This window comes from Streptomyces sp. NPDC088915, from assembly GCF_044749825.1.
GTDB lineage: Bacteria > Actinomycetota > Actinomycetes > Streptomycetales > Streptomycetaceae > Streptomyces.
The window spans coordinates 61,232-78,821 of record NZ_JBIVIR010000007.1 but is presented as its reverse complement, the minus strand read 5'-3'; the positions used below and the strand labels follow the sequence as shown (position 1 = coordinate 78,821).

Below are 17,590 nucleotides of genomic sequence, written 5' to 3'. Positions count from 1 at the left end.
GCGTCGAAGCCACCCGCGTGACAGGTTGACCCCATGAGCGAGATACCGACCCCCGGAAATCCGAACGGCATCCAGGTGGGCGACATCTATGAGGACTGCTCCTTCCACCCGGTGCTGTGCACCGCGGTCGACGAGGTGGCGGGCACGGTGCTCAGCGGCGTCTCCCTCATCGACGGCAGTTCTCCCCGCTCCTGCGACGCCCTGCACTGCGGGCCCGTCCGCATCCGCGTCGAGGACGTCATGGCCATCAAGCAGGAACTGGAGGGCTACGCCCGCCGACGGATGGAGGAGCTGCGGGGCGGTGGCGAACCCTGAGCCATGGCCCCGCCCCGAGGAACGGGGTCACTCCCTCGCGCTCCGGGACCGGCAGTCCCGGCAGACCCCACGGTGATGCCGGGCCCCGTGCAGGTGCACCCCCACCCTCCCCTATTCTGAACGCGTTCAATCAACGAGGAGGGTGGGGGACGAATGGCCTTCTCCGGAAGACGTTGGGTGGCGATGGTCGCCGTGTTCGCGTGGGCCTGCGCGGGCTGCGCACAGGCCGGAGGCGAAGACGCGCGCGTCGGTGAAGCCGTCCTCGCGGGTGCGTGGAGCAACGCGGCCGGCGCCCGCCTTCGGCTGGAAGCCGACCGGGACATGGCGGGGGAGCACATCGAGCGTGCCCTGCTGGGGGGCACGAGCTGCCCCGATGCGATCACCGGGCGGTGGAGTTTCTTCAGCGCACCGGACGAGAAGGGTGCGTCGTTCGCCGACGACCGGTTCACCAGCGGTGATCACATCGCGCTGACGTTCGGCGACCAGGAGTCCTCGTGCCTTCTGTCCGCCCTGATCCGCCGCGACGCCCAAGGGCTCAGCCTCTGCCTGGTGGAAGACCCCGATTCGGACTGTTCCGCCGAGGAACTGCTCCGTCCCAGCCTGGCTACTTGAGCAGCCGGAAGGCGGGGTGCCCGGCCCAGGCCCGCAGGAACTCCGCCGTTCCCAGCACCGTCCAGTCGTCGTCCGCGATCCCCAGGACCCCCGGGAGACCGGCGACGACCGGCACCTGTCCGTCTGCTGGCCGTCACCGGCAGCGGCGCCCGGGGCAAGTACCAGCACGGTTGGAGTGACCTCGACGTCCTGGTCGTGGCCGACACATCCGCCCTCGACGAGATGCGTCAGATCCTCGCGGAACTGGAGGCCGAACTCGGCGGGGTCAAACTCGGCATGACCGTACTCACCCGAGCCGAGTGCCGGGCCAGCGCCGTCACCTCCCGGCTCCTCCATGTCCTCGCGCTCATCGGCAGCGGGGCTCTAATCCCCCTCTGGTCCACCCCCGGTCTGACCCTGCCCGCTCCGGACGCGGCCGCCGACGTCACGGCCAGCCTGCGCGACGGCATCCAGGCCGCCGTCGAGATCCGCCGCCAGTTCCTCAAGGGAACTCCAGACCTCCGCGGCCTCTACAAAGTCACTGCACTGCTCGCGAAGATCCAGCTCCGCTTCAGCGGGATCGAGCGCCCCTCCGACAGCGACGCCCTCACCGTCCTCCTCGATGCCACCCGGCAGGACACGAGCCTGGTCACCACCGCCCGTACCGACCGGCCCGCCGCCGAAGTGCTCGCCCGTCTCGTTCTCCAGGGTTGGCTGGACACCTTTCCTGAGGAGACACGGTGAGGCGGACCGCAGCCACGGCGGGCGTCTTCCACAAGACGGTGGCGACTCGCGTGCAGGCCGAATCCGAGGCGAAGGGATGGGCACGGCTCGCCTCCCGCATCGCGGTTCCGCCCTTTCACGGGCAGCTCGCGTTACCGGACGGGCGACGGCTCCTCGCCTACGAGGACGTCTTCGCCACCGGCCGGTGCGAGCTGCTCCTGGGGGACGTGATCGCCCTCGCCGACCGCGACCCGGCCGTGCGGCCCCGCCTGGACCGCCTCGTGGACGGCGTCTGCGCCGACCTGCGGGCAGCAGTCGGGGAGACCGGAAAGAGCGTGCTGCTGGCCGAGTGCGTCCCGGACCTCTACCTCGACCGCATCCGCCCCGGTGGCCGCCTTGACCGCTGGTATCTGCGCCACGAACTGCCGATCGCCCTGCCCCACACCGATACGACCCTCACCCTCCGGGAACTGGCCGACTTCACTCTCACCGTCAACGGCAGACCGCTGACGATGAACGTCGCCGACACGATCGACAGCCTCCGCCACGCCCTGGCTCCCGACCGCCGTCTGTTCGCCGGCCTGACGCAGGGCGACCCCACGGAACCCAACATCGCCGACCCGCTGTGCTGGCTCGACTTCGAGTTCGCCGGCCGCAACACCGTCGCGGGCGAGGCCGCCAACCTGCTCTGGTACCTGATGGCCCTGGGCGGCTGGCTCGTCCCCCGCTACCAGCCCGACGTGTACGCCCGCACCCTCCGCCTCGCCCTGCCGCCGCTGTCCCGCCCGCGCGTCAAACACCTGGAACTGCACCGGAGCAGTCGGCACATCGACGTCCGGTACGTCTGGGCCACCGGCCCCGGTCGTATGGCGGCCGTCTCCCGTGCCCTGCAAGGTCTCTGCGGGGAGAAGGGCAGCAGCCTGGAGGAGCTCCGCGCCTTCCTCGCCCTGCGCATCCTCGGCGTCGTCCCGCCCTCCCGGCTGACCGGTCACGACCTCCTGCTCGCCCTGATCAAACTCGCCGAGAGTCAGGACCCGCACACGACGCTCGACACCTTCTTCACCACCACACCGACCCCTCGCCCCCACCTCGGTGAACGGAGCAGCCGTGTCCCTTCCTCTGCTTGAGCCCTCTCTCCAGACCCGGCCCCTCCAAGGCCGCACCGCCCTCGTCACCGGTGGGGCCACCGGCATCGGCGCCGAGATCGGGCGGGCGCTGGCCGCCGCCGGAGCGACCGTCGCGGTCAACCACCTCGGCCAGGACACCGACGCCCACGCCCTCCTCGCCGCCTTCGAACGCGTCGGCAGTCCCGGGATCGCGGTGAACGCCGACCTGACCGACCCGGGCTCCGTCCGGACCATGGCCGACCTCGTCCGTGCCGAGATCGGACCCGTCGATATCTTGGTGAACAACGCCGGTTCCTACCCCCGCGTCGCCTGGCAGGACACCGACGAAGCCGCCTGGAACCACTCCCTCGACGTGAACCTCACCGCCCATTACCGCACCTGTCACACACTCACCCCCGGCATGATCGAACGCCGCTGGGGCCGGATCGTGAACATCGGCAGCGTCAACGCCCGCGCCGGCCGAACCAACCTCGTCGCGTACGGCACCGCGAAGGCCGGCCTCCTTGGCCTGACCCGTTCCCTGGCCCGCGAACTGGGCCCGTACGGAATCTGCGTCAACACCGTCATGCCCGGGGCCATCCAGGTCGAGGCCGAGAACGCCCTCCCCGCCCGGCACCGTGCACGGCCGGAGGACCAGATCAAGCGCCAGTGCGTGCCGCGCCGTGGCCGGCCCGAAGACGTCGCGGCCCTGGTGGCGTTCCTCGTGGGCCCCTCCGCCTCGTTCATCACGGGGCAGTCCGTCCACGTCGACGGCGGCTGGCTGCTGCACTGAGACCGCCGACAGGCAAACCGTCAACAAGCAAGGAGACAGACCGACATGATCGAACGAGTCCGCGCCGTCCTCGTCACCGCCGACGACACGATGCTGGTCATCCGCCGTACCAGGCCCGGCATCCCCGAGTACTGGGTCCTGCCCGGCGGCGGCGTCGAACCGGGCGACGCGTCCCGCGAGGCCGCCCTCCACCGCGAGATCCACGAGGAGATCGCGGGGAAGGCCGACATCGTCCGCCTCCTCCACACGATGGAGTCCGCCGACGAGCGTCAGCTCTTCTACCTCGCCCGCATCACGACATGGTCCTTCGACGACCGCACCGGCCCCGAGTTCAGCGCCGAGGGCCGCGGCGCGTACGCGCTGGAGGAGATCCCGCTGACCCTGAAGGGGCTCGACGGCATCGACCTCAAGCCCGAGGAGATCGCCCACGTCCTGCGGGGAGCCATCCGTGCCGGAGGCCTCGGAGCCGGGGCAGCGCTCTGATCCGTCCCCGAACCGGAAGGCCGTCGCCGTCGCGTACGGCGCGGCCCGGTAGCCGGTCCGACGGCCCACACACGGCCCCCGTGCACGAAGAAACCCCCTCCCGGCGGAAGGAACCGCAGGCAGGGGGCCCGTTCGTGCGTCAGGGCAGGGCTACTTCTTCTTGCCCTGGTTCTTCACGGCCTCGATCGCCGCCGCCGCCGCCTCCGGGTCGAGGTAGGTGCCGCCCGGGTTGAGGGGCTTGAAGTTCTCGTCGAGTTCGTAGGCGAGGGGGATGCCGGTCGGGATGTTGAGGCCCGCGATGTCCGCGTCCGAGATGCCGTCCAGGTGCTTGACCAGGGCGCGGAGGCTGTTGCCGTGGGCGGCGACCAGGACCGTGCGGCCGGTGAGGAGGTCCGGGACGATGCTGTCGTACCAGTACGGGAGCATCCGCTCGACGACGTCCTTGAGGCACTCCGTGCGCGGGCGCAGCTCCGGCGGGATCGTCTGGTAGCGGGCGTCGTGGGCCTGCGAGTACTCGCTGTCGTCCGACAGCGCCGGCGGCGGGGTGTCGTACGAGCGGCGCCACAGCATGAACTGCTCCTCGCCGAACTCGGCGAGCGTCTGCGCCTTGTCCTTGCCCTGGAGGGCGCCGTAGTGGCGCTCGTTCAGGCGCCAGGAGCGGTTCACCGGGATCCAGTGGCGGTCCGCCGACTCCAGGGCGAGCTGCGCCGTGCGGATGGCGCGCTTCTGGAGGGAGGTGTGCAGCACGTCGGGCAGCAGGCCGGCGTCCTTGAGCAGCTCGCCGCCGCGCGTCGCCTCCTTCTCGCCCTTCGCGGTGAGGTTCACGTCCACCCATCCGGTGAACAGATTCTTCTCGTTCCACTCGCTCTCGCCGTGGCGGAGGAGGATCAGCTTGTACGGTGCGTCGGCCATGCGCACGAGCCTAATCGACCCCCGACGCTTGACGCGCGTCGTCAATTGAGTGGTGTCCGGCATGAGAGATGCGTAAGTTACGCAGAGCCATATAGGGGCTTACGTATGCCAGGGGGCGCCACACATGTCCATCAGTACGCTCAGACGATCGGCCCGCGAGACGGTCTCCGGTCTTCCGCCCGGCTTCTGGTGGCTCTGGCTCTCCACCCTCGTCAACCGGACCGGCGCCTTCGTCCTCACCTTCCTCTCCCTCTACCTGACCGTGGAACTCGGGCACTCCGCCTGGTTCGCCGGGCTCGTCGTCGCCCTCCACGGCCTCGGCGGCGTCGTCGGATCCCCGCTCGGCGGCGTGCTCACCGACCGCTGGGGCCGCCGCCCCACCATGGTCACCACGCACCTCGCGGGCGCCGCCTGCGCCGCCGCCCTCGCCGTCGTCACCAGCGCCTGGGGCATCGCCGCCGTCGTCCTGCTGATGGGCGTCGCCATGCAGGCCGTCCGCCCCTCCATCAACGCCACCATCGCCGACATGGTCCCCGCCCACGACGTGCGCCGCGCCTACGCCCTCAACTACTGGGCCCTCAACCTCGGCTTCGCCATCGCCTCCCTCGGCGGCGGCGCCGCGGCCTTCCTCGGCTACCGCACCCTCTTCGTCGTCGACGCCCTCGCCACCGTCCTGTGCGCCGTCATCGTCTTCCTCCGGCTCCCCGAGACCCGGCCCGAACGGCGGACCCCGACGGAGGAGAAGTCCGTCGCCGAGCCGAAGGTCAGCACGCTCACCGTGCTGCGCGACGCGCCCTTCCGCACGCTCGTCCTGCTCAATCTGCTCGTCTGTCTCGTCTTCACCGCGCCCTGGATCGGGCTCCCCCTCACCATGGCCGACCAGGGGCTCTCCGCCTCCTCCTACGGTGCCGTCATCTCCGTCAACGGCGTCGTCATCGTCGGTTTCCAGCTCCTCGTCAACAAGCTCACCGACAAGCGCTCCCCCGTCCTCCTCCTCGTCCTCTCCTCCCTCCTCTTCGCCCTCGGCACCGGCGCCACCGCCCTCGCCGGGTCCTCCGTCGCCTTCGCCGCGACCGTGGTCGTCTGGACCGTCGGCGAGATGATCCACGTCCCGACCAACGCCGCCGCCACCGCCCTCCTCGCCCCCGAGCACGCCCGCGGCCGCTACCAGGGCGTCATGGGCATGTCCTGGGCCGTCGCCGGTTTCGTCGCCCCGATCCTCGCCGGCGCGATCGTCGACGGTCCCGGGCCCGACGTGCTGTGGGCGGCCACGGCCGCGATCGGCGTCCTCGCCGCCGCCGGGTACGCCACCCGACTGCGCAGGGCCCTCGCGGAGGACGAGGAGACCGGGGCCGTCATCTCCCCGTCTGTTCCCGTTCCCGCGCCCGTGCCCGGTCCCGTGTCCTCTCCCGCGCCCGCCCCCGTCGTCGTGAAGGGCGAGGACGCCCCCCAGGGCCCTCCCGTCAGCACCTGAACCGTCGCCGCCCGGGGCTCACCCGTCCGTCCACGCCGCCCAGTTCTTCAGGGCGAACCCCCCGCCCTCCCGGCGCACTTCGGCCGCCCCCGCCCCGCCGAAGTGCGCGGGTACGACCAGTTCCCGCCGGTCCGCGGCCCGTTCGAGGATCCGGCGGCGGCCGGCCCCCGCCCCCGCCGGGTCCATGCAGAAGCAGCTGTTGTGCGAGGGCTCCAGGAGCTGTACGGGGCTGTGGACGAGGTCCCCGACGAAGACCGCCCGGTCTCCCCCGGACTCCAGGCGCAGCACCGACGACCCGGGGGTGTGGCCGGGCAGGGACTCCAGCGTCAGGTTCCCGTCGATGCGGTGGTGCCCGTCCCACAGCACCGCCAGGCCCTCGCGGTGCACGGGCGCGACGCTGTCCTCGTACACGAGCCGGTCCTGCGCGCGCAGACCGCCGCCGTACGCGTTCCCCGGGCCGAAGTGGGCGTCGTCGGCCGCCGGGAGGAGGTACCGGGCGTTCGGAAAGGCCGGCACCCACTCGCCCGGCGCGTCACCGGGCCGGGTGTTCCAGCCGACGTGGTCCGCGTGCAGGTGCGTGTTCACGACCACGTCCACGTCCTCGGGTCGTACGCCCGCCCGCTCCAGGGCCCCGAGGAGGTCGTCCCGGCGCCGGTGGAAGAGCGGCGCTGCCGGGCGCTCGCGCCCGTCGCCCACCCCCGTGTCGACCAGGACGGTCCGGCCCCCGCTGCGCAGCACCCAGCTCTGCAGCGCCATCCGCGCGCTGCCGTCCTCCGGGTTCCAGTGGTCCGGCGCCAGCCACTCCTCGTTGTCCTCCCACAGACCGGGCCCGGCCCCCGGCACGAGGTCGCGGGCCGGCCCGAACGGGCCCCGCCACTCCACGACCCGGACGACCTCGACGTCCCCCAGGACCATGCGCTGTGCGTTCTCGTCGCTCATGCCGTCGAGCCTAGGGAGGCGTTGACGGGCCGCTCAATGCCGTACGGCATTCCCGTACGACATGCCCGTACGACATGCCCGTACGGCTCCGGGAAGGCGGACGGCCGCCGTCAGTCCGTCGGCTTCGGCGGCGGCGTCTTCCCCAGCAGGTTCTTGAACGCGTCCAGGTTCCGGGTCGACTCGCCCCGCGAGACCCGCCACTCGTACTCGCGCCGGATCGACGTCGCGAAGCCCAGCTCCAGGAGCGTGTTGAAGTCGCCGTCCGCCGCCTCCAGGACCGAGCCGAGCAGCCGGTCCAGTTCCGCGGGCGTGACGGCGGCGAGCGGGAGCTTGCCGGTGAGGTAGACGTCGCCGAGGCCGTCGACGGCGTAACCCACCCCGTACAGCTTGAGGTTGCGCTCCAGGAGCCAGCGGTGGACGCCCGCCTCGTTCTCGTCCGGGTGGCGGACGACGAAGGCGTTGAGGGAGAGGGAGTGGCGGCCCGCGCGGAGGGAGAGCGTCGTGAAGAGCTTGCGCGTGCCCGGGAGCTTGACGACGTAGGAGCCCGGTTCCGGGGACTCCCACTCCAGCTCCGCGTCGTCGAGCGTGGACTCGATCGTCTGCCGGACGTCTTCGGCGGTCTTGTCCTCAGCCATGGTGGGAGCGTACGCGACGCCGGCTTTCGCGCAGCCGGTGGTCGTGCACGGCGGCCGTGTAGACGTCCGCCGTGCCCGAGGCCGCCGTGTCCCAGCCGAAGGAGCCCGCGTGCGCCGCCGCCGCCTCGCCCATCCGGTCCGTCAGGGCCGGGTCGTCGACGAAGCGGCCGAGCGCCCGCGCGTAGTCCGCCGGGTCGTGGCCCTGCACGAGGAAGCCGGTCACGTCGTCCCGTACGGCCACGGGCAGGCCGCCCACCGCCGCCGCGACGACCGGGGTGCCGGCCGCCTGCGCCTCCAGGGCGACCAGGCCGAAGGACTCGCTGTACGAGGGCATGACGAGGACGCTGGCCGCGCGGAACCAGTCGGCCAGCTGCGCCTGCCCCACCGGCGGGTGGAAGCGCACGATGTCCGCGATCCCGAGCCGGGCGGCGAGCTTCTGGAGCCCCTCCGGCTTGGCCAGGCCGCTGCCGCTCGGGCCGCCGACCACCGGGACGACCATGCGGGAGCGCAGCGACGGGTCCCGGTCCAGGAGCCGGGCGGCCGCCCTGAGTAGGACGTCCGGGGCCTTCAGCGGCTGTATCCGGCCGGCGAAGACCGGGACGAAGGCGTCCTGCGGCAGCCCGAGCCGGGCGCGGGCGGCGGCGCGCCCGTCGGCGGGACGGAAGTGGTCGAGGTTGACGCCCGGGTGGACGACCGCGATCTTGCCGGGGTCCGCGTCGTAGAAGCGGGCCAGCTCGTCGGCCTCCTCGGCCGTGTTGGCGATCAGCCGGTCGGCGGCGGAGACGACCTGGGTCTCGCCGATCACGCGGGCCGCGGGCTCGGGGGCGTCGCCCTCGGCGAGCGAGGCGTTCTTGACCTTCGCCATGGTGTGCATGGCGTGGACGAGCGGGACGCCCCAGCGCTGGGCGGCGAGCCAGCCGACGTGGCCGGAGAGCCAGTAGTGGGAGTGGACGAGGTCGTAGTACCCCGGGCGGTGGCCCGCCCACGCCTGCATCACGCCGTGGGTGAAGGCGCAGAGCTGGGCCGGCAGCTCCTCCTTGGCCAGGCCCTCGTACGGGCCGGCGTCCACGTGCCGCACGAGCACGCCCGGGGTCAGCTCGACCACCGGGGGCAGGCCGCCGGTGGTGGACCGGGTGAAGATCTCCACCTCGATGTCGATGGCCGCGAGGCGCTTCGCCAGCTCGACGATGTAGACGTTCATTCCGCCCGCGTCGCCGGTGCCCGGCTGGTGCAGCGGCGAGGTGTGGACGCTGAGCATGGCCACGCGCCGGGGGGTGCGGGGCCGGCCGGGGAGCCGGAGCCGGGCCGGCGCCGGGTGCCGGTGCCGGGTGCCGGCGAACCGGGACACGTACTGGCTCACGTCGGCGGTCCTTCCGCTCGGGTGCCGGGACCGGAGCCGGAACCGGGGCCGGGGTGTCGCACCGGGGCCTTCGGTCTTCGGCTTTCGGTCTTCGGCTTTCGGGCTGAGCTGGGGCGGGCAGTCGGGCATCACGACCGGAGGGCGCGGTGCGTCCTCCAGCCGCCACAACAGCGGAATGACCCCTTTCCATTCCGGCGACGAGGGCGTTTTGCCAATTCATTGCCGGGGCGGCCCGCCGTCCCCCGTACCCCTTACGCTCTTCGCATGGCCCCGCGCACCACCCGCCCCGTCGGCACGCCCACCCGCGGGACCACCAACCCCAACCGGCTGCGCCGCATGGACCGCTGGATCGCCGCCGTCCACGGGGCCGCCCTGCGCGGCTCCCCCGAGCCGCCGCTCGCCGTCGACCTCGGGTACGGGGCCGCCCCCTGGACCGCCGTCGAGCTGCTCGCCCGGCTGCGCACCGCCGACCCCCGCACCCGGCTGTACGGCATCGAGATCGAGCCCGCCCGGGTCGAGGCCGCCCGGCCGTACGAGCACGAGGGGCTCTCCTTCCTGCACGGCGGCTTCGAGGTGCCGGTCCCCGGCCGGGTCTCCCTGATCCGGGCGGCGAACGTGCTGCGCCAGTACGACGAGGAGCAGGTCGCGGCCGTCTGGGAGCGCCTGTGCGGGCGGCTCGCCCCGGACGGGCTGCTCGTGGAGGGCACATGCGACGAGATCGGGCGCCGGCACGTGTGGGTGGCGCTCGGCCCGGACGGACCCCGCACGGTGACCTTCGCGACCCGGCTCGGTTCGCTCGACCGCCCCTCCGACCTGGCGGAACGGCTGCCGAAGGCGCTGATCCACCGGAACGTGCCGGGCGAGCCGGTGCACGCCTTCCTGCGGGACTTCGACCGGGCGTGGGCGGCGGCCGCCCCGTACGCCTCGCTCGGCGCGCGCCAGCGCTGGATCCGCTCCGTGCGCGACCTGGCGGCGGACTGGCCGCTGACGGACGGCCCTCGGCGGTGGCGGCAGGGGGAAGTGTCGGTGCGGTGGGGGGCGTTGGCGCCCCGCGGGTGACGTGGACGGGCGGGGAGGACGGGCGGCCTCCGACCGGGCGGCCGGTCCTTCCCTTTCCCCGACTCCCCCTGCGCCCCTCCTCCCCCTACCTCTCTGCTCCCCCTACTCCTCTGCTCCCCCTGAATTCTTTCCGCGCCTGGAACGCCCCTCCCGCCACACACGTCACCCTTGTGGGGAACGCGTCCGACAGGCCCGGCTTTCCCTTGTTACTTTCCGGTTTCACATGGCACTATCGCCAAGGCCACCGCCGGGTTACTGACGGTAAATCAGTTGTGGGTCATCAGAGGGGGAGTTCGTGAACCGACGCCGCCGTGCCGCCGCGATCACCGTGATCTGTGCCTTGGCCGTGCTGGCCTCCCCCGCGCTGACCCTCCAGGCGTCCGCCGCGCCCCTCCCCCCTCCGCCGCCGAAGAAGAGCCTGGAGGAGGTGCGCAAGGAGATCGACGGCCTGTACCGGCAGGCCGCCGTCGCCACCGACGCGTACAACCTCGCCGAGGAGAAGGCCAAGGAGCAGTCCGCCGAGATCGTCCGGGTCAACCGGCTGCTCACGGAGGGGCGCGAGAAGATCGACGACCTCAAGGCCAAGGCCGGCGCCGCCGCCCGCTCCCAGTACCGCAACGGCGGGCTCCCCGAGGGCGCGCAGCTCATCCTCACCAACGATCCGCAGCTCTTCCTCGACGCGGCGGGACGCATCAAGGACGGCGCGAAGGCCACCAAGGACCTCCTCGCCGAGATGACCCGCACCCAGGCCTCCCTGGACGTCTACGCCAAGGAGGCGAGCGACCACTGGACCAAGCTGGAGGCCAACCGCGTCCGCCAGGCCAAGGCGAGGAAAGAGATCAACGCCAAGATCGACGCGGCCGAGAAGCTGGAGTCCGAGCTCGCCGCCGAGGAGCGGGAGCGGCTGCGCCGCCTGGAGGAGCTGGCGCAGAAGGAGGCCCAGAAGAACTGGCTCCGCGCCGGCGCCCTCACCGGGCCGAAGGCGGAGGCGACCGCGGAGGGCCGGAAGGCGGTCGAGTTCGCGACGGCCCAGATCGGCAAGCCGTACGGGTGGGGCGACGAGGGCCCCCACGCGTTCGACTGCTCCGGCCTGACCCAGAGCGCCTGGGCCGCGGCGGGCCGCGGGATCCCGCGCACCTCGCAGGAGCAGTGGCGGCTGCTGCCCCGCGTGGACGTCAAGGACATGCGGCCGGGCGACCTGATCGTCTACTTCAAGGACGCGAGCCACATCGGGATGTACGTCGGGAACGGGATGATCGTCCACGCGCCGCGCCCGGGGCGGACCATCACCCTCGCGGGCGCGGGCTCGATGGAGATCCTGGGCGTCGTCCGCCCGGCGGGCCCGGTGGGACCGACCGAGCGGTGAGACCGGGTGGGCCGGTCGCCCGGTAAGGCCGGTGCGGCCGGTCGCTCGGCGGGACCGGTGGAACCGACGGGACCGACCGGACCAACGGGACCGACCGGACCGACCGGACCGACCGGACCGACCGGACGGTGACGCCGACGGAATCGGCCGCCCGGTGCGACCGGAGCGGTCGGTGTGACCGACGCGGGCGGTACGGACGCCGTACCCGGGGCGGATGCCGCGCCCCCGCACCCCGCACCTCCCCCGGGCCCCGCCCCGCCCCCGCACCCCCGACGTGACGGAGAAAAGCCCGGTCGACCAGGGCCCCGCCCCCTCCCGCGTGACCTTTCTCATTGCCCCCGGACCCCGCCCGCGGGCCGCGCGGGGGCGAGTACCTCCCCTTCCGCGGCATATGCCAACCGCGACGCGCGCACTCACAGCCGATCTCCATTCCGCTGCGCACCGCCCTAGCGCTATGGTCCGGGACGGGCGGAGTGCCACCCGGCGCCCCGCCCGCCTCCGGGGGGAGGGAAGGAAGACCGGACCGATGCCCGTATCCGTACCGCGTCAGAGAAACGTCTCTGCCGCCTCGGGCCCCGGTGACGCCCTCGACACGGACGCCACCGACACGGACGCCAGCGCCATGGACGCCACCGCTATGACAGGCACAGTCACAGGCACCGACCGCACCGATCTGACCCTCCTGGTCGTCGAGGACGACCCGGCGGGCGCCCTCGCCGTACCCGAACTCCTCGACGCGGCGGACGCCGCCGGCACCCGGGTCCGCATCCGTACCGCCCGCAACCTCACCGAGGCCGAGCGGCTCCTCACCGACGACGTCCACTGCGTCCTCGTCGACCTCTCGCTGCCCGGCCCCCGCGCCGCCGCGGGCGACGACCCGCTCGCCCCGCTCCGGCACATCCTGCGCCTCGCCCCGCGCCACGCCGTCCTCGCGCTCGCGACCTCCGCCGACGCGGAGCTGGCGGCCGAGGCGGTACGGGTCGGGGCCCAGGACCACCTCTTCCGCGAGGAGCTCGACGGGCGGCTGCTCAGCCGGGCCATCCGGTACGCGGTCGAGCGCAAGCGGGCCGACGCCGTACAGGTGAAGCTGGCCGAGTCCCGGCTGCGGGCCCAGGAGAACGCCCGCCTGGAGCGCGGGCTGCTCCCGACGCCCCTCCTGGAGGGCTCCGACCTGCGGTTCGCGGCCCACTACCGGCCCGGCCGGTCGCGCGCGCTGCTCGGCGGCGACTTCTACGACGTGGTCCGCACCCCGGACGGCACGGTCCATGCCATGATCGGCGACGTCTGCGGGCACGGCCCGGACGAGGCGGCGCTCGGGGTCGAGCTGCGGATCGCCTGGCGGGCCCTGACCTTCGCGGGCCTGTGCGGGGACGAGCTGCTCTCGACGATGCAGCAGGTCCTGGAGCACGAGCGGGAGAGCGAGGAGATCTTCGCGACCCTCTGCACGGTCGACATCGCGCCCGACGGGCGCCGGGCGGGCCTGTGCCTGGCCGGGCACCCGTCGCCCCTGATCGCCCGGCAGGGGCGGGCGGCCCGGCTCCTCCCGTACGAGGACGGCGGCCCGGCCCTGGGACTGCTGCCGCGCGCCCGCTGGCCGCGCCGCCAGGTGGAGCTGGGCGGGGCGTGGAGCCTGCTCATGTACACGGACGGGCTGATCGAGGGCCGCTCGGCCGGGCCCGGTTCGCCGCGCCTCGGCCAGGAGGGGATGGTCGCGATGATGAACCGGCAGCTGGCCGAGGGCCTGCGGGGCGAGGAGCTCCTGGAGGCGGCCGTGACGGAGGTCCGGGCCCTGAACGGCGGCGAGCTCACGGACGACGTGGCCGTCCTGGCCCTGGAAAGGGACAGGACCCGGGGATAGAAGTCCCCGGGCCCTGTCGCCCACTCGTACGCGTTCTCCGCTGCCGCTACCGGCCGCCGTTGTAGGGGCCGTACGGTCCGTCGCTGCTGGAACCGCCGCCGCGGCGGCCGCCGCCCGAGACCTGTGCGAGCGCGGGGCGCACGTCCACCATGAAGACGATGGCGGCGATCACGCCGGCGATCTGCAGGAACAGCATCGGCAGGAGCAGGTTCAGGACCAGGTTGACGCCCAGGAGGATCAGCCAGAACTTCTTCGTCTGCTTGTCCGCGGCGCGGTAGGCGTCCTCGCGCGCCATGGCGGCGAAGACGAGCGCGGTGACGGCGAAGCCGGTGAAGACCAGGAACATCACCAGGTTAAGGAGGGAATCGAATCCCGCGCGCAACATGCTGAGCACCGCCTAGTAGGGGATGGGGGAGAGCGCCTCACGGTCAAGGTACCCGGTACGGCGCTCCGTGTACCCGTACGGGGCCCGCCCCTACTCCTTCTCGGCGGCGACCGACACCTTCTTGGCGGGCGCCTTGCGGGTGGAGGCCTTCTTGGCGGGCGCCTTCCCGGCCTCGGCCTCGGCCTCGGCCTCGGCCCGGATCGTCCCGACCGTCTTCGCCTCGGCGGGCTTCGGCTCCGCGTCGGGCTCGACGGCGATGGCGATCTCGGTGATCTCCTCGGCGGCCTCGCCGCGCCAGGCGCGGACGGCCTCCTCGCCGTGGGCGGCGACCTCCTCGTACTTCTCGCGCGCCTTGACCGCGTACTCGGCGGCGACGCCGACCCCGCGCAGGGCGAGGTCCTGGGCGGTCTCGCCGAGCTTCTTGAAGTCTGTGTCGAGGACCTCGACGACCTCGGCGAACTTCGTCCGGGCGGTGACCTGGGCCTCCTTGGCCCGGTCGGTCACCTTCTCCTGCACGACCTTCGGGTCGGTCTTCCGCACGGCCTCGATGCGTGCGGGCGCCTCGGCGGCGATCTGCTCGATCAGGCCGGGAACCTTCCGGGCCTGCCGCACGGCGAGGTCGGCGGTGCCGGCGGCGAAGTAGAGGGGGGTACGCAGTTCGTCGATGATGGCCATGCTGGTGGTCCTCCCGGATGGGGCGTACGGACTAGCTCGAAGGCGGTTCGTCGGCATCGGGTGCGGGCGCGGAGGCGGCCTCGGCGGCGTTCTCCTTGCGGAACGAGTCGTAGATCTGGAGCAGCACCTGCTTCTGCCGCTCGTTGATCGAGGGATCGGCCAGGATGACGGCCCGCGTCTCCAGCTCCTCCCGCTCCTTCTCGTCGAGGATCCCGGCCCGCACGTAGAGCGTCTCGGCGGAGATCCGCAGCGCCTTCGCGACCTGTTGCAGCACCTCGGCGCTGGGCTTGCGCAGCCCCCGCTCGATCTGGCTCAGGTACGGATTCGACACCCCGGCGGCCTCGGCGAGCTGCCGCAGCGACAGCTGCGCGCTCCTCCGCTGCTCGCGGAGGTAGTCACCGAGATTGCCGACGTTGAGCGATGCCATGCTCCGACCATGCCAGCCCGTGCTAACTATTGCAAGCGACTGCTTGCAAAAGTCGCTCTCGTGTCAAGTGCCGGGCGTCACGCGCGGTCGTGGGCCCGAAATGCGGTCGCGTGCGGGGCGGTGCACGTTCCTGTACTTCGGTCCGGATCGTCAAAAGGGGGAGGTGGCGGGGGTGAAGCTCGCCGAGGCACTGGCCGAGCGCGCGGAGGCGACGCGGCGGGTGGAGCAGTTGCGGGCGCGGATCGTCGACAACGCGCGGTACCAGGAGGGCGAGACGCCCGCCGAGGACGCGGCCGGGCTGCTCGCCGAGGCGGGCGAGGTGCTGGAGGACCTGGAGTCGCTGATCCGGCGGATCAACCGGACCAACGCCACCGTGCGGACCGGCCCGGAGGGCACGCTCACCGACGCCCTCGCGCGCCGGGACGTCCTGCGGCTGCGCCACTCCGTGGTCACCGCGGCGGCGGACGCGGCGGCGGGCAAGGGCGAGCGGGGGTACGGCCGGCAGCTCCGGTCCGAGCTGCTGATGCTCTCCGCGCTCCCGGTCGCGGAGCTGCGCGGCCAGGCGGACGTGCTCGCGCGGGCGATCCGCGAGGTCGACGTGCTGATCCAGCGGACGAACTGGGAGGTCGACCTGCTGGACTGAGCGGACCGGCGGTTCTGAAGGACGAGGATGTGGAGCAGGTAGCTGCTCCGGAGGCGTGCACACACCGAGGGCCGGCGGTTTTCCGGCCCACTCGTGGCGCGTGGAGGGCAACGCGGGGTTCGACTCCCCATCGACAGCGCAGCCCAGCACCGCGTACAGGTAAAGGTGCACAGCACACGGCACATCACCACGTGCAGATCCGGAGCGGCGAGGGCGGGTTCGGGGTTTCCACATCCTTCATCACGTCGGTCAGGTCGTCTTCGGGGGCGGGAGCAGAATGCGGTGGGAGGGCGCGGTCCGGCGACGGCGGGGGCGGGTGATCGCCGGGTTCGCCGTGGTGACGGCGGGTCTCCTGCTGTTCCACCGGGCCGTGCCCGGCTCCGCGGGGAGTCTGCTGGAGTCGTTCCTGCCCTGGCTCGGCCCGGTGGTCGTGGTGCTGCTCGGGCTCGCGCTGCTGCGCCGTTCCGGTGTCGCGCTGGTGGCGCTCGTCCTGCCGGCGGCGGCCTGGGCGTACGCGTGCGGCGGGCTGCTCCTGCCCGGGGAGGGGACGGGGCCGGAGAACGGGGCGTACGGCTTGGTCGTCGTGCAGCACAACGTGAGCGACGAGAACCCCGACCCGGCGGGCACCGCCCGCGCGCTGGCCGGGACCGGGGCCGATCTCCTCGCCCTGGAGGAGCTGGTGCCGCCGGCGCTGTCCGTCTATGAGAAGTCCCTCGCGTCCGCGTATCCGCACCACGCGGTCCACGGCACGGTCGGGCTCTGGTCGAGGCATCCGCTCACGGGGGTGCGGCCGGTGGACCTCAAGCCCCGGGGGATCACCGGGCCCTGGGACCGCGGGCTGCGGGCCGTGGCCCGGACGCCGCGCGGCGACGTCGCGGTGTACGTCGCCCACCTGCCCTCCGTACGCGTCCGGGCGAGCGGCCTCGCGTCCTCCCGGCGCGACGAGAGCGCCGGGCGGCTCGGGGACGCCGTCGCCGCCGAGGAGGTGGGGGCGGTGATCCTGCTCGGCGACCTCAACGGCACCGTCGACGACCGCGGCCTCGACCCGCTGACCTCGCGGATGGACGTGGCCGGGCGCGGCCTCGCCCTCAGCTTCCCCGCCGCCTTCCCGGTGGCCCGCATCGACCAGGTCATGGCCCGTTCGGCGACCGTCGGCCGGATCCGTACCCTGCCCGCCACCGGCAGCGACCACCTGCCGGTCCTCGCCCGGGTCACGCTGGGTCGAGACCTAGGGGGTGAGACCTAGGGGGTGAGACCTCCCAGCCACTCCGCCAGGGCCTCGAAGTCCGTGTCCGTGAGGCCGTCGCGGGGGTCGACGCGGTGGAGGAGGGCCGGGCCGGGGTGGTGGGCGGCCACCCAGGCCCGGTCGGCCCCGGTGATCTCGTCGTCCACCCAGACGAAGGGCCGGCCCGCGGCCCGGGCCACGAGGGGGCGGGTCTTCCAGTGGAGGCCCGTGCGCGTGCGCTCGGCCATGTCCTCGTCGGTCTCGTCCGGCCAGAACACCACCGGCAGTTCCGGCAGGCCGAGCCAGGGCGCGACGTACGCGTTCGCGTCGTCCATCCACGTCGTCGCCCACACCAGCTCGCACCCCGTCGCCGCCAGGCGCGGCCCGAGCCCGGGGTCGACCCGCGCGAGCAGCGGGTTCATGCCCTCGTCCGGGCGGCCGGCGGGCGGGAGGTACGTCGGGTAGCCCTCCGGGTGCCGCGCCGACGGCCCTCCGAAGGGGATGAGAGGGCCGTCGACGTCCAGGAAGAGGAGGGGGAGGGGCGGAGGGTTCCGCCGTCGGCTCCGTTGTTCCGCGGTCACGTGCGCACCGTACGCGGAAGGGCCGTCCACCGGATCCCCG

Annotated in this window: 21 protein-coding genes; 12 read left to right on the top strand and 9 right to left on the bottom strand. The window is 72.8% G+C overall.

The window, feature by feature from the left end; all coding sequences use genetic code 11:
- Positions 1-33 precede the first annotated feature (33 nt).
- Both ACIP5O_RS14780 and ACIP5O_RS14775 read left to right on the top strand, forming a co-directional pair.
- Positions 34-315, top strand: a complete 282-nt coding sequence (locus tag ACIP5O_RS14780; protein ID WP_401292898.1) for a hypothetical protein — start codon at positions 34-36, stop codon at positions 313-315.
- A gap of 177 nt (positions 316-492) precedes the next feature.
- Positions 493-927, top strand: coding sequence for a hypothetical protein (locus ACIP5O_RS14775; RefSeq protein ID WP_401292895.1), 435 nt, complete (start codon positions 493-495; stop codon positions 925-927).
- Here the strand turns inward: ACIP5O_RS14775 and ACIP5O_RS14770 are convergent.
- Positions 920-1,042 (bottom strand): DUF6368 family protein, encoded by a 123-nt coding sequence (locus tag ACIP5O_RS14770; protein WP_401292892.1) that lies wholly within the window; start codon positions 1,040-1,042, stop codon positions 920-922. The two genes, ACIP5O_RS14775 and ACIP5O_RS14770, sit on opposite strands and share 8 nt — an antisense overlap.
- Before the next feature lie 8 nt (positions 1,043-1,050).
- Here ACIP5O_RS14770 and ACIP5O_RS14765 point away from each other — a divergent pair, with 8 nt between their 5' ends.
- From ACIP5O_RS14765 to ACIP5O_RS14750, 4 genes are read left to right on the top strand one after another with little or no spacing between them, the layout of a single operon-like run.
- On the top strand, positions 1,051-1,650 hold the full coding sequence (locus ACIP5O_RS14765) for a nucleotidyltransferase domain-containing protein (RefSeq protein WP_401293513.1): 600 nt from the start codon (positions 1,051-1,053) through the stop codon (positions 1,648-1,650).
- Positions 1,647-2,756 (top strand): hypothetical protein, encoded by a 1,110-nt coding sequence (locus tag ACIP5O_RS14760; protein ID WP_401292889.1) that lies wholly within the window; start codon positions 1,647-1,649, stop codon positions 2,754-2,756. Before ACIP5O_RS14765 ends, ACIP5O_RS14760 begins: the two co-directional genes overlap by 4 nt.
- The gene (locus ACIP5O_RS14755) at positions 2,737-3,528 is read left to right on the top strand and encodes an SDR family NAD(P)-dependent oxidoreductase (protein WP_401292886.1); all 792 of its coding nucleotides are present in this window, start codon (positions 2,737-2,739) and stop codon (positions 3,526-3,528) included. The genes ACIP5O_RS14760 and ACIP5O_RS14755 overlap by 20 nt, the downstream gene beginning before the upstream one ends.
- 45 nt (positions 3,529-3,573) lie before the next feature.
- Positions 3,574-4,011 carry an NUDIX domain-containing protein gene (locus tag ACIP5O_RS14750; protein ID WP_401292883.1) on the top strand — a complete coding sequence of 146 codons (438 nt, stop codon included), beginning with the start codon at positions 3,574-3,576 and terminating at the stop codon, positions 4,009-4,011.
- Between the two features lie 150 nt (positions 4,012-4,161).
- Here the strand turns inward: ACIP5O_RS14750 and ACIP5O_RS14745 are convergent, their stop codons facing one another.
- Complete coding sequence (locus ACIP5O_RS14745; protein WP_388661662.1) at positions 4,162-4,923, bottom strand: phosphoglyceromutase; 762 nt, start codon at positions 4,921-4,923, stop codon at positions 4,162-4,164.
- A gap of 124 nt (positions 4,924-5,047) precedes the next feature.
- Between ACIP5O_RS14745 and ACIP5O_RS14740 the strand changes: the two genes are divergently transcribed.
- Positions 5,048-6,397 (top strand): MDR family MFS transporter, encoded by a 1,350-nt coding sequence (locus ACIP5O_RS14740; protein WP_401292879.1) that lies wholly within the window; start codon positions 5,048-5,050, stop codon positions 6,395-6,397.
- A gap of 18 nt (positions 6,398-6,415) precedes the next feature.
- On the opposite strand, the gene ACIP5O_RS14735 is transcribed toward ACIP5O_RS14740, so the two are convergent.
- The 3 genes from ACIP5O_RS14735 to mshA form a co-directional block, all read right to left on the bottom strand.
- Positions 6,416-7,336: an MBL fold metallo-hydrolase gene (locus ACIP5O_RS14735; protein ID WP_401292877.1), complete on the bottom strand. Its 921-nt coding sequence runs from the start codon at positions 7,334-7,336 to the stop codon at positions 6,416-6,418.
- A gap of 110 nt (positions 7,337-7,446) precedes the next feature.
- Positions 7,447-7,971: a YbjN domain-containing protein gene (locus tag ACIP5O_RS14730; protein ID WP_356542989.1), complete on the bottom strand. Its 525-nt coding sequence runs from the start codon at positions 7,969-7,971 to the stop codon at positions 7,447-7,449.
- Positions 7,964-9,331 carry a D-inositol-3-phosphate glycosyltransferase gene (mshA, locus tag ACIP5O_RS14725; RefSeq protein WP_401292874.1) on the bottom strand — a complete coding sequence of 456 codons (1,368 nt, stop codon included), beginning with the start codon at positions 9,329-9,331 and terminating at the stop codon, positions 7,964-7,966. Before mshA ends, ACIP5O_RS14730 begins: the two co-directional genes overlap by 8 nt.
- A gap of 264 nt (positions 9,332-9,595) precedes the next feature.
- Here mshA and ACIP5O_RS14720 point away from each other — a divergent pair, with 264 nt between their 5' ends.
- From ACIP5O_RS14720 to ACIP5O_RS14710, 3 genes are all read left to right on the top strand, one after another.
- Positions 9,596-10,390 (top strand): class I SAM-dependent methyltransferase, encoded by a 795-nt coding sequence (locus ACIP5O_RS14720; RefSeq protein WP_401292871.1) that lies wholly within the window; start codon positions 9,596-9,598, stop codon positions 10,388-10,390.
- 295 nt (positions 10,391-10,685) lie between these two features.
- Positions 10,686-11,756, top strand: a complete 1,071-nt coding sequence (locus ACIP5O_RS14715) for a C40 family peptidase (protein WP_401292869.1) — start codon at positions 10,686-10,688, stop codon at positions 11,754-11,756.
- Between the two features lie 622 nt (positions 11,757-12,378).
- Positions 12,379-13,614 (top strand): fused response regulator/phosphatase, encoded by a 1,236-nt coding sequence (locus ACIP5O_RS14710; RefSeq protein WP_365548786.1) that lies wholly within the window; start codon positions 12,379-12,381, stop codon positions 13,612-13,614.
- A 46-nt stretch (positions 13,615-13,660) separates the two neighbouring features.
- On the opposite strand, the gene ACIP5O_RS14705 is transcribed toward ACIP5O_RS14710, so the two are convergent.
- The 3 genes from ACIP5O_RS14705 to ACIP5O_RS14695 all read right to left on the bottom strand — a co-directional run bounded on the left by ACIP5O_RS14705 (position 13,661) and on the right by ACIP5O_RS14695 (position 15,101).
- Positions 13,661-13,999: a DUF2516 family protein gene (locus ACIP5O_RS14705; protein WP_401292866.1), complete on the bottom strand. Its 339-nt coding sequence runs from the start codon at positions 13,997-13,999 to the stop codon at positions 13,661-13,663.
- A 90-nt stretch (positions 14,000-14,089) separates the two neighbouring features.
- Complete coding sequence (locus ACIP5O_RS14700; RefSeq protein WP_401292863.1) at positions 14,090-14,674, bottom strand: hypothetical protein; 585 nt, start codon at positions 14,672-14,674, stop codon at positions 14,090-14,092.
- Positions 14,675-14,705: 31 nt separating this feature from the next.
- Positions 14,706-15,101, bottom strand: coding sequence for a helix-turn-helix transcriptional regulator (locus tag ACIP5O_RS14695; RefSeq protein WP_356542979.1), 396 nt, complete (start codon positions 15,099-15,101; stop codon positions 14,706-14,708).
- A gap of 172 nt (positions 15,102-15,273) precedes the next feature.
- On the opposite strand from ACIP5O_RS14695, the gene ACIP5O_RS14690 reads away from it, so the two are divergent.
- On the top strand, positions 15,274-15,744 hold the full coding sequence (locus ACIP5O_RS14690; RefSeq protein WP_401292861.1) for a DIP1984 family protein: 471 nt from the start codon (positions 15,274-15,276) through the stop codon (positions 15,742-15,744).
- 277 nt (positions 15,745-16,021) lie between these two features.
- A complete protein-coding gene (locus ACIP5O_RS14685) occupies positions 16,022-16,990 on the top strand; it encodes an endonuclease/exonuclease/phosphatase family protein (RefSeq protein WP_401292858.1) in 969 nt (322 codons plus the stop codon).
- On the opposite strand, the gene ACIP5O_RS14680 is transcribed toward ACIP5O_RS14685, so the two are convergent.
- The gene (locus ACIP5O_RS14680; protein WP_401292856.1) at positions 16,987-17,550 is read right to left on the bottom strand and encodes an HAD domain-containing protein; all 564 of its coding nucleotides are present in this window, start codon (positions 17,548-17,550) and stop codon (positions 16,987-16,989) included. The genes ACIP5O_RS14685 and ACIP5O_RS14680 overlap by 4 nt on opposite strands.
- Positions 17,551-17,590 lie beyond the last annotated feature (40 nt).

Bases quoted from the DNA above. Each gene is read 5' to 3' on its own strand.
- ACIP5O_RS14780 (WP_401292898.1), top strand. From the start codon at position 34: ATGAGCGAGATACCGACCCCCGGAAATCCGAACGGCATCCAGGTGGGC.
- ACIP5O_RS14750 (WP_401292883.1), top strand. From the start codon at position 3,574: ATGATCGAACGAGTCCGCGCCGTCCTCGTCACCGCCGACGACACGATG.
- ACIP5O_RS14745 (WP_388661662.1), bottom strand. From the start codon at position 4,923: ATGGCCGACGCACCGTACAAGCTGATCCTCCTCCGCCACGGCGAGAGC.
- ACIP5O_RS14740 (WP_401292879.1), top strand. From the start codon at position 5,048: ATGTCCATCAGTACGCTCAGACGATCGGCCCGCGAGACGGTCTCCGGT.
- ACIP5O_RS14735 (WP_401292877.1), bottom strand. From the start codon at position 7,336: ATGAGCGACGAGAACGCACAGCGCATGGTCCTGGGGGACGTCGAGGTC.
- ACIP5O_RS14730 (WP_356542989.1), bottom strand. From the start codon at position 7,971: ATGGCTGAGGACAAGACCGCCGAAGACGTCCGGCAGACGATCGAGTCC.
- ACIP5O_RS14720 (WP_401292871.1), top strand. From the start codon at position 9,596: ATGGCCCCGCGCACCACCCGCCCCGTCGGCACGCCCACCCGCGGGACC.
- ACIP5O_RS14710 (WP_365548786.1), top strand. From the start codon at position 12,379: ATGGACGCCACCGCTATGACAGGCACAGTCACAGGCACCGACCGCACC.
- ACIP5O_RS14705 (WP_401292866.1), bottom strand. From the start codon at position 13,999: ATGTTGCGCGCGGGATTCGATTCCCTCCTTAACCTGGTGATGTTCCTG.
- ACIP5O_RS14700 (WP_401292863.1), bottom strand. From the start codon at position 14,674: ATGGCCATCATCGACGAACTGCGTACCCCCCTCTACTTCGCCGCCGGC.
- ACIP5O_RS14695 (WP_356542979.1), bottom strand. From the start codon at position 15,101: ATGGCATCGCTCAACGTCGGCAATCTCGGTGACTACCTCCGCGAGCAG.
- ACIP5O_RS14685 (WP_401292858.1), top strand. From the start codon at position 16,022: ATGCGGTGGGAGGGCGCGGTCCGGCGACGGCGGGGGCGGGTGATCGCC.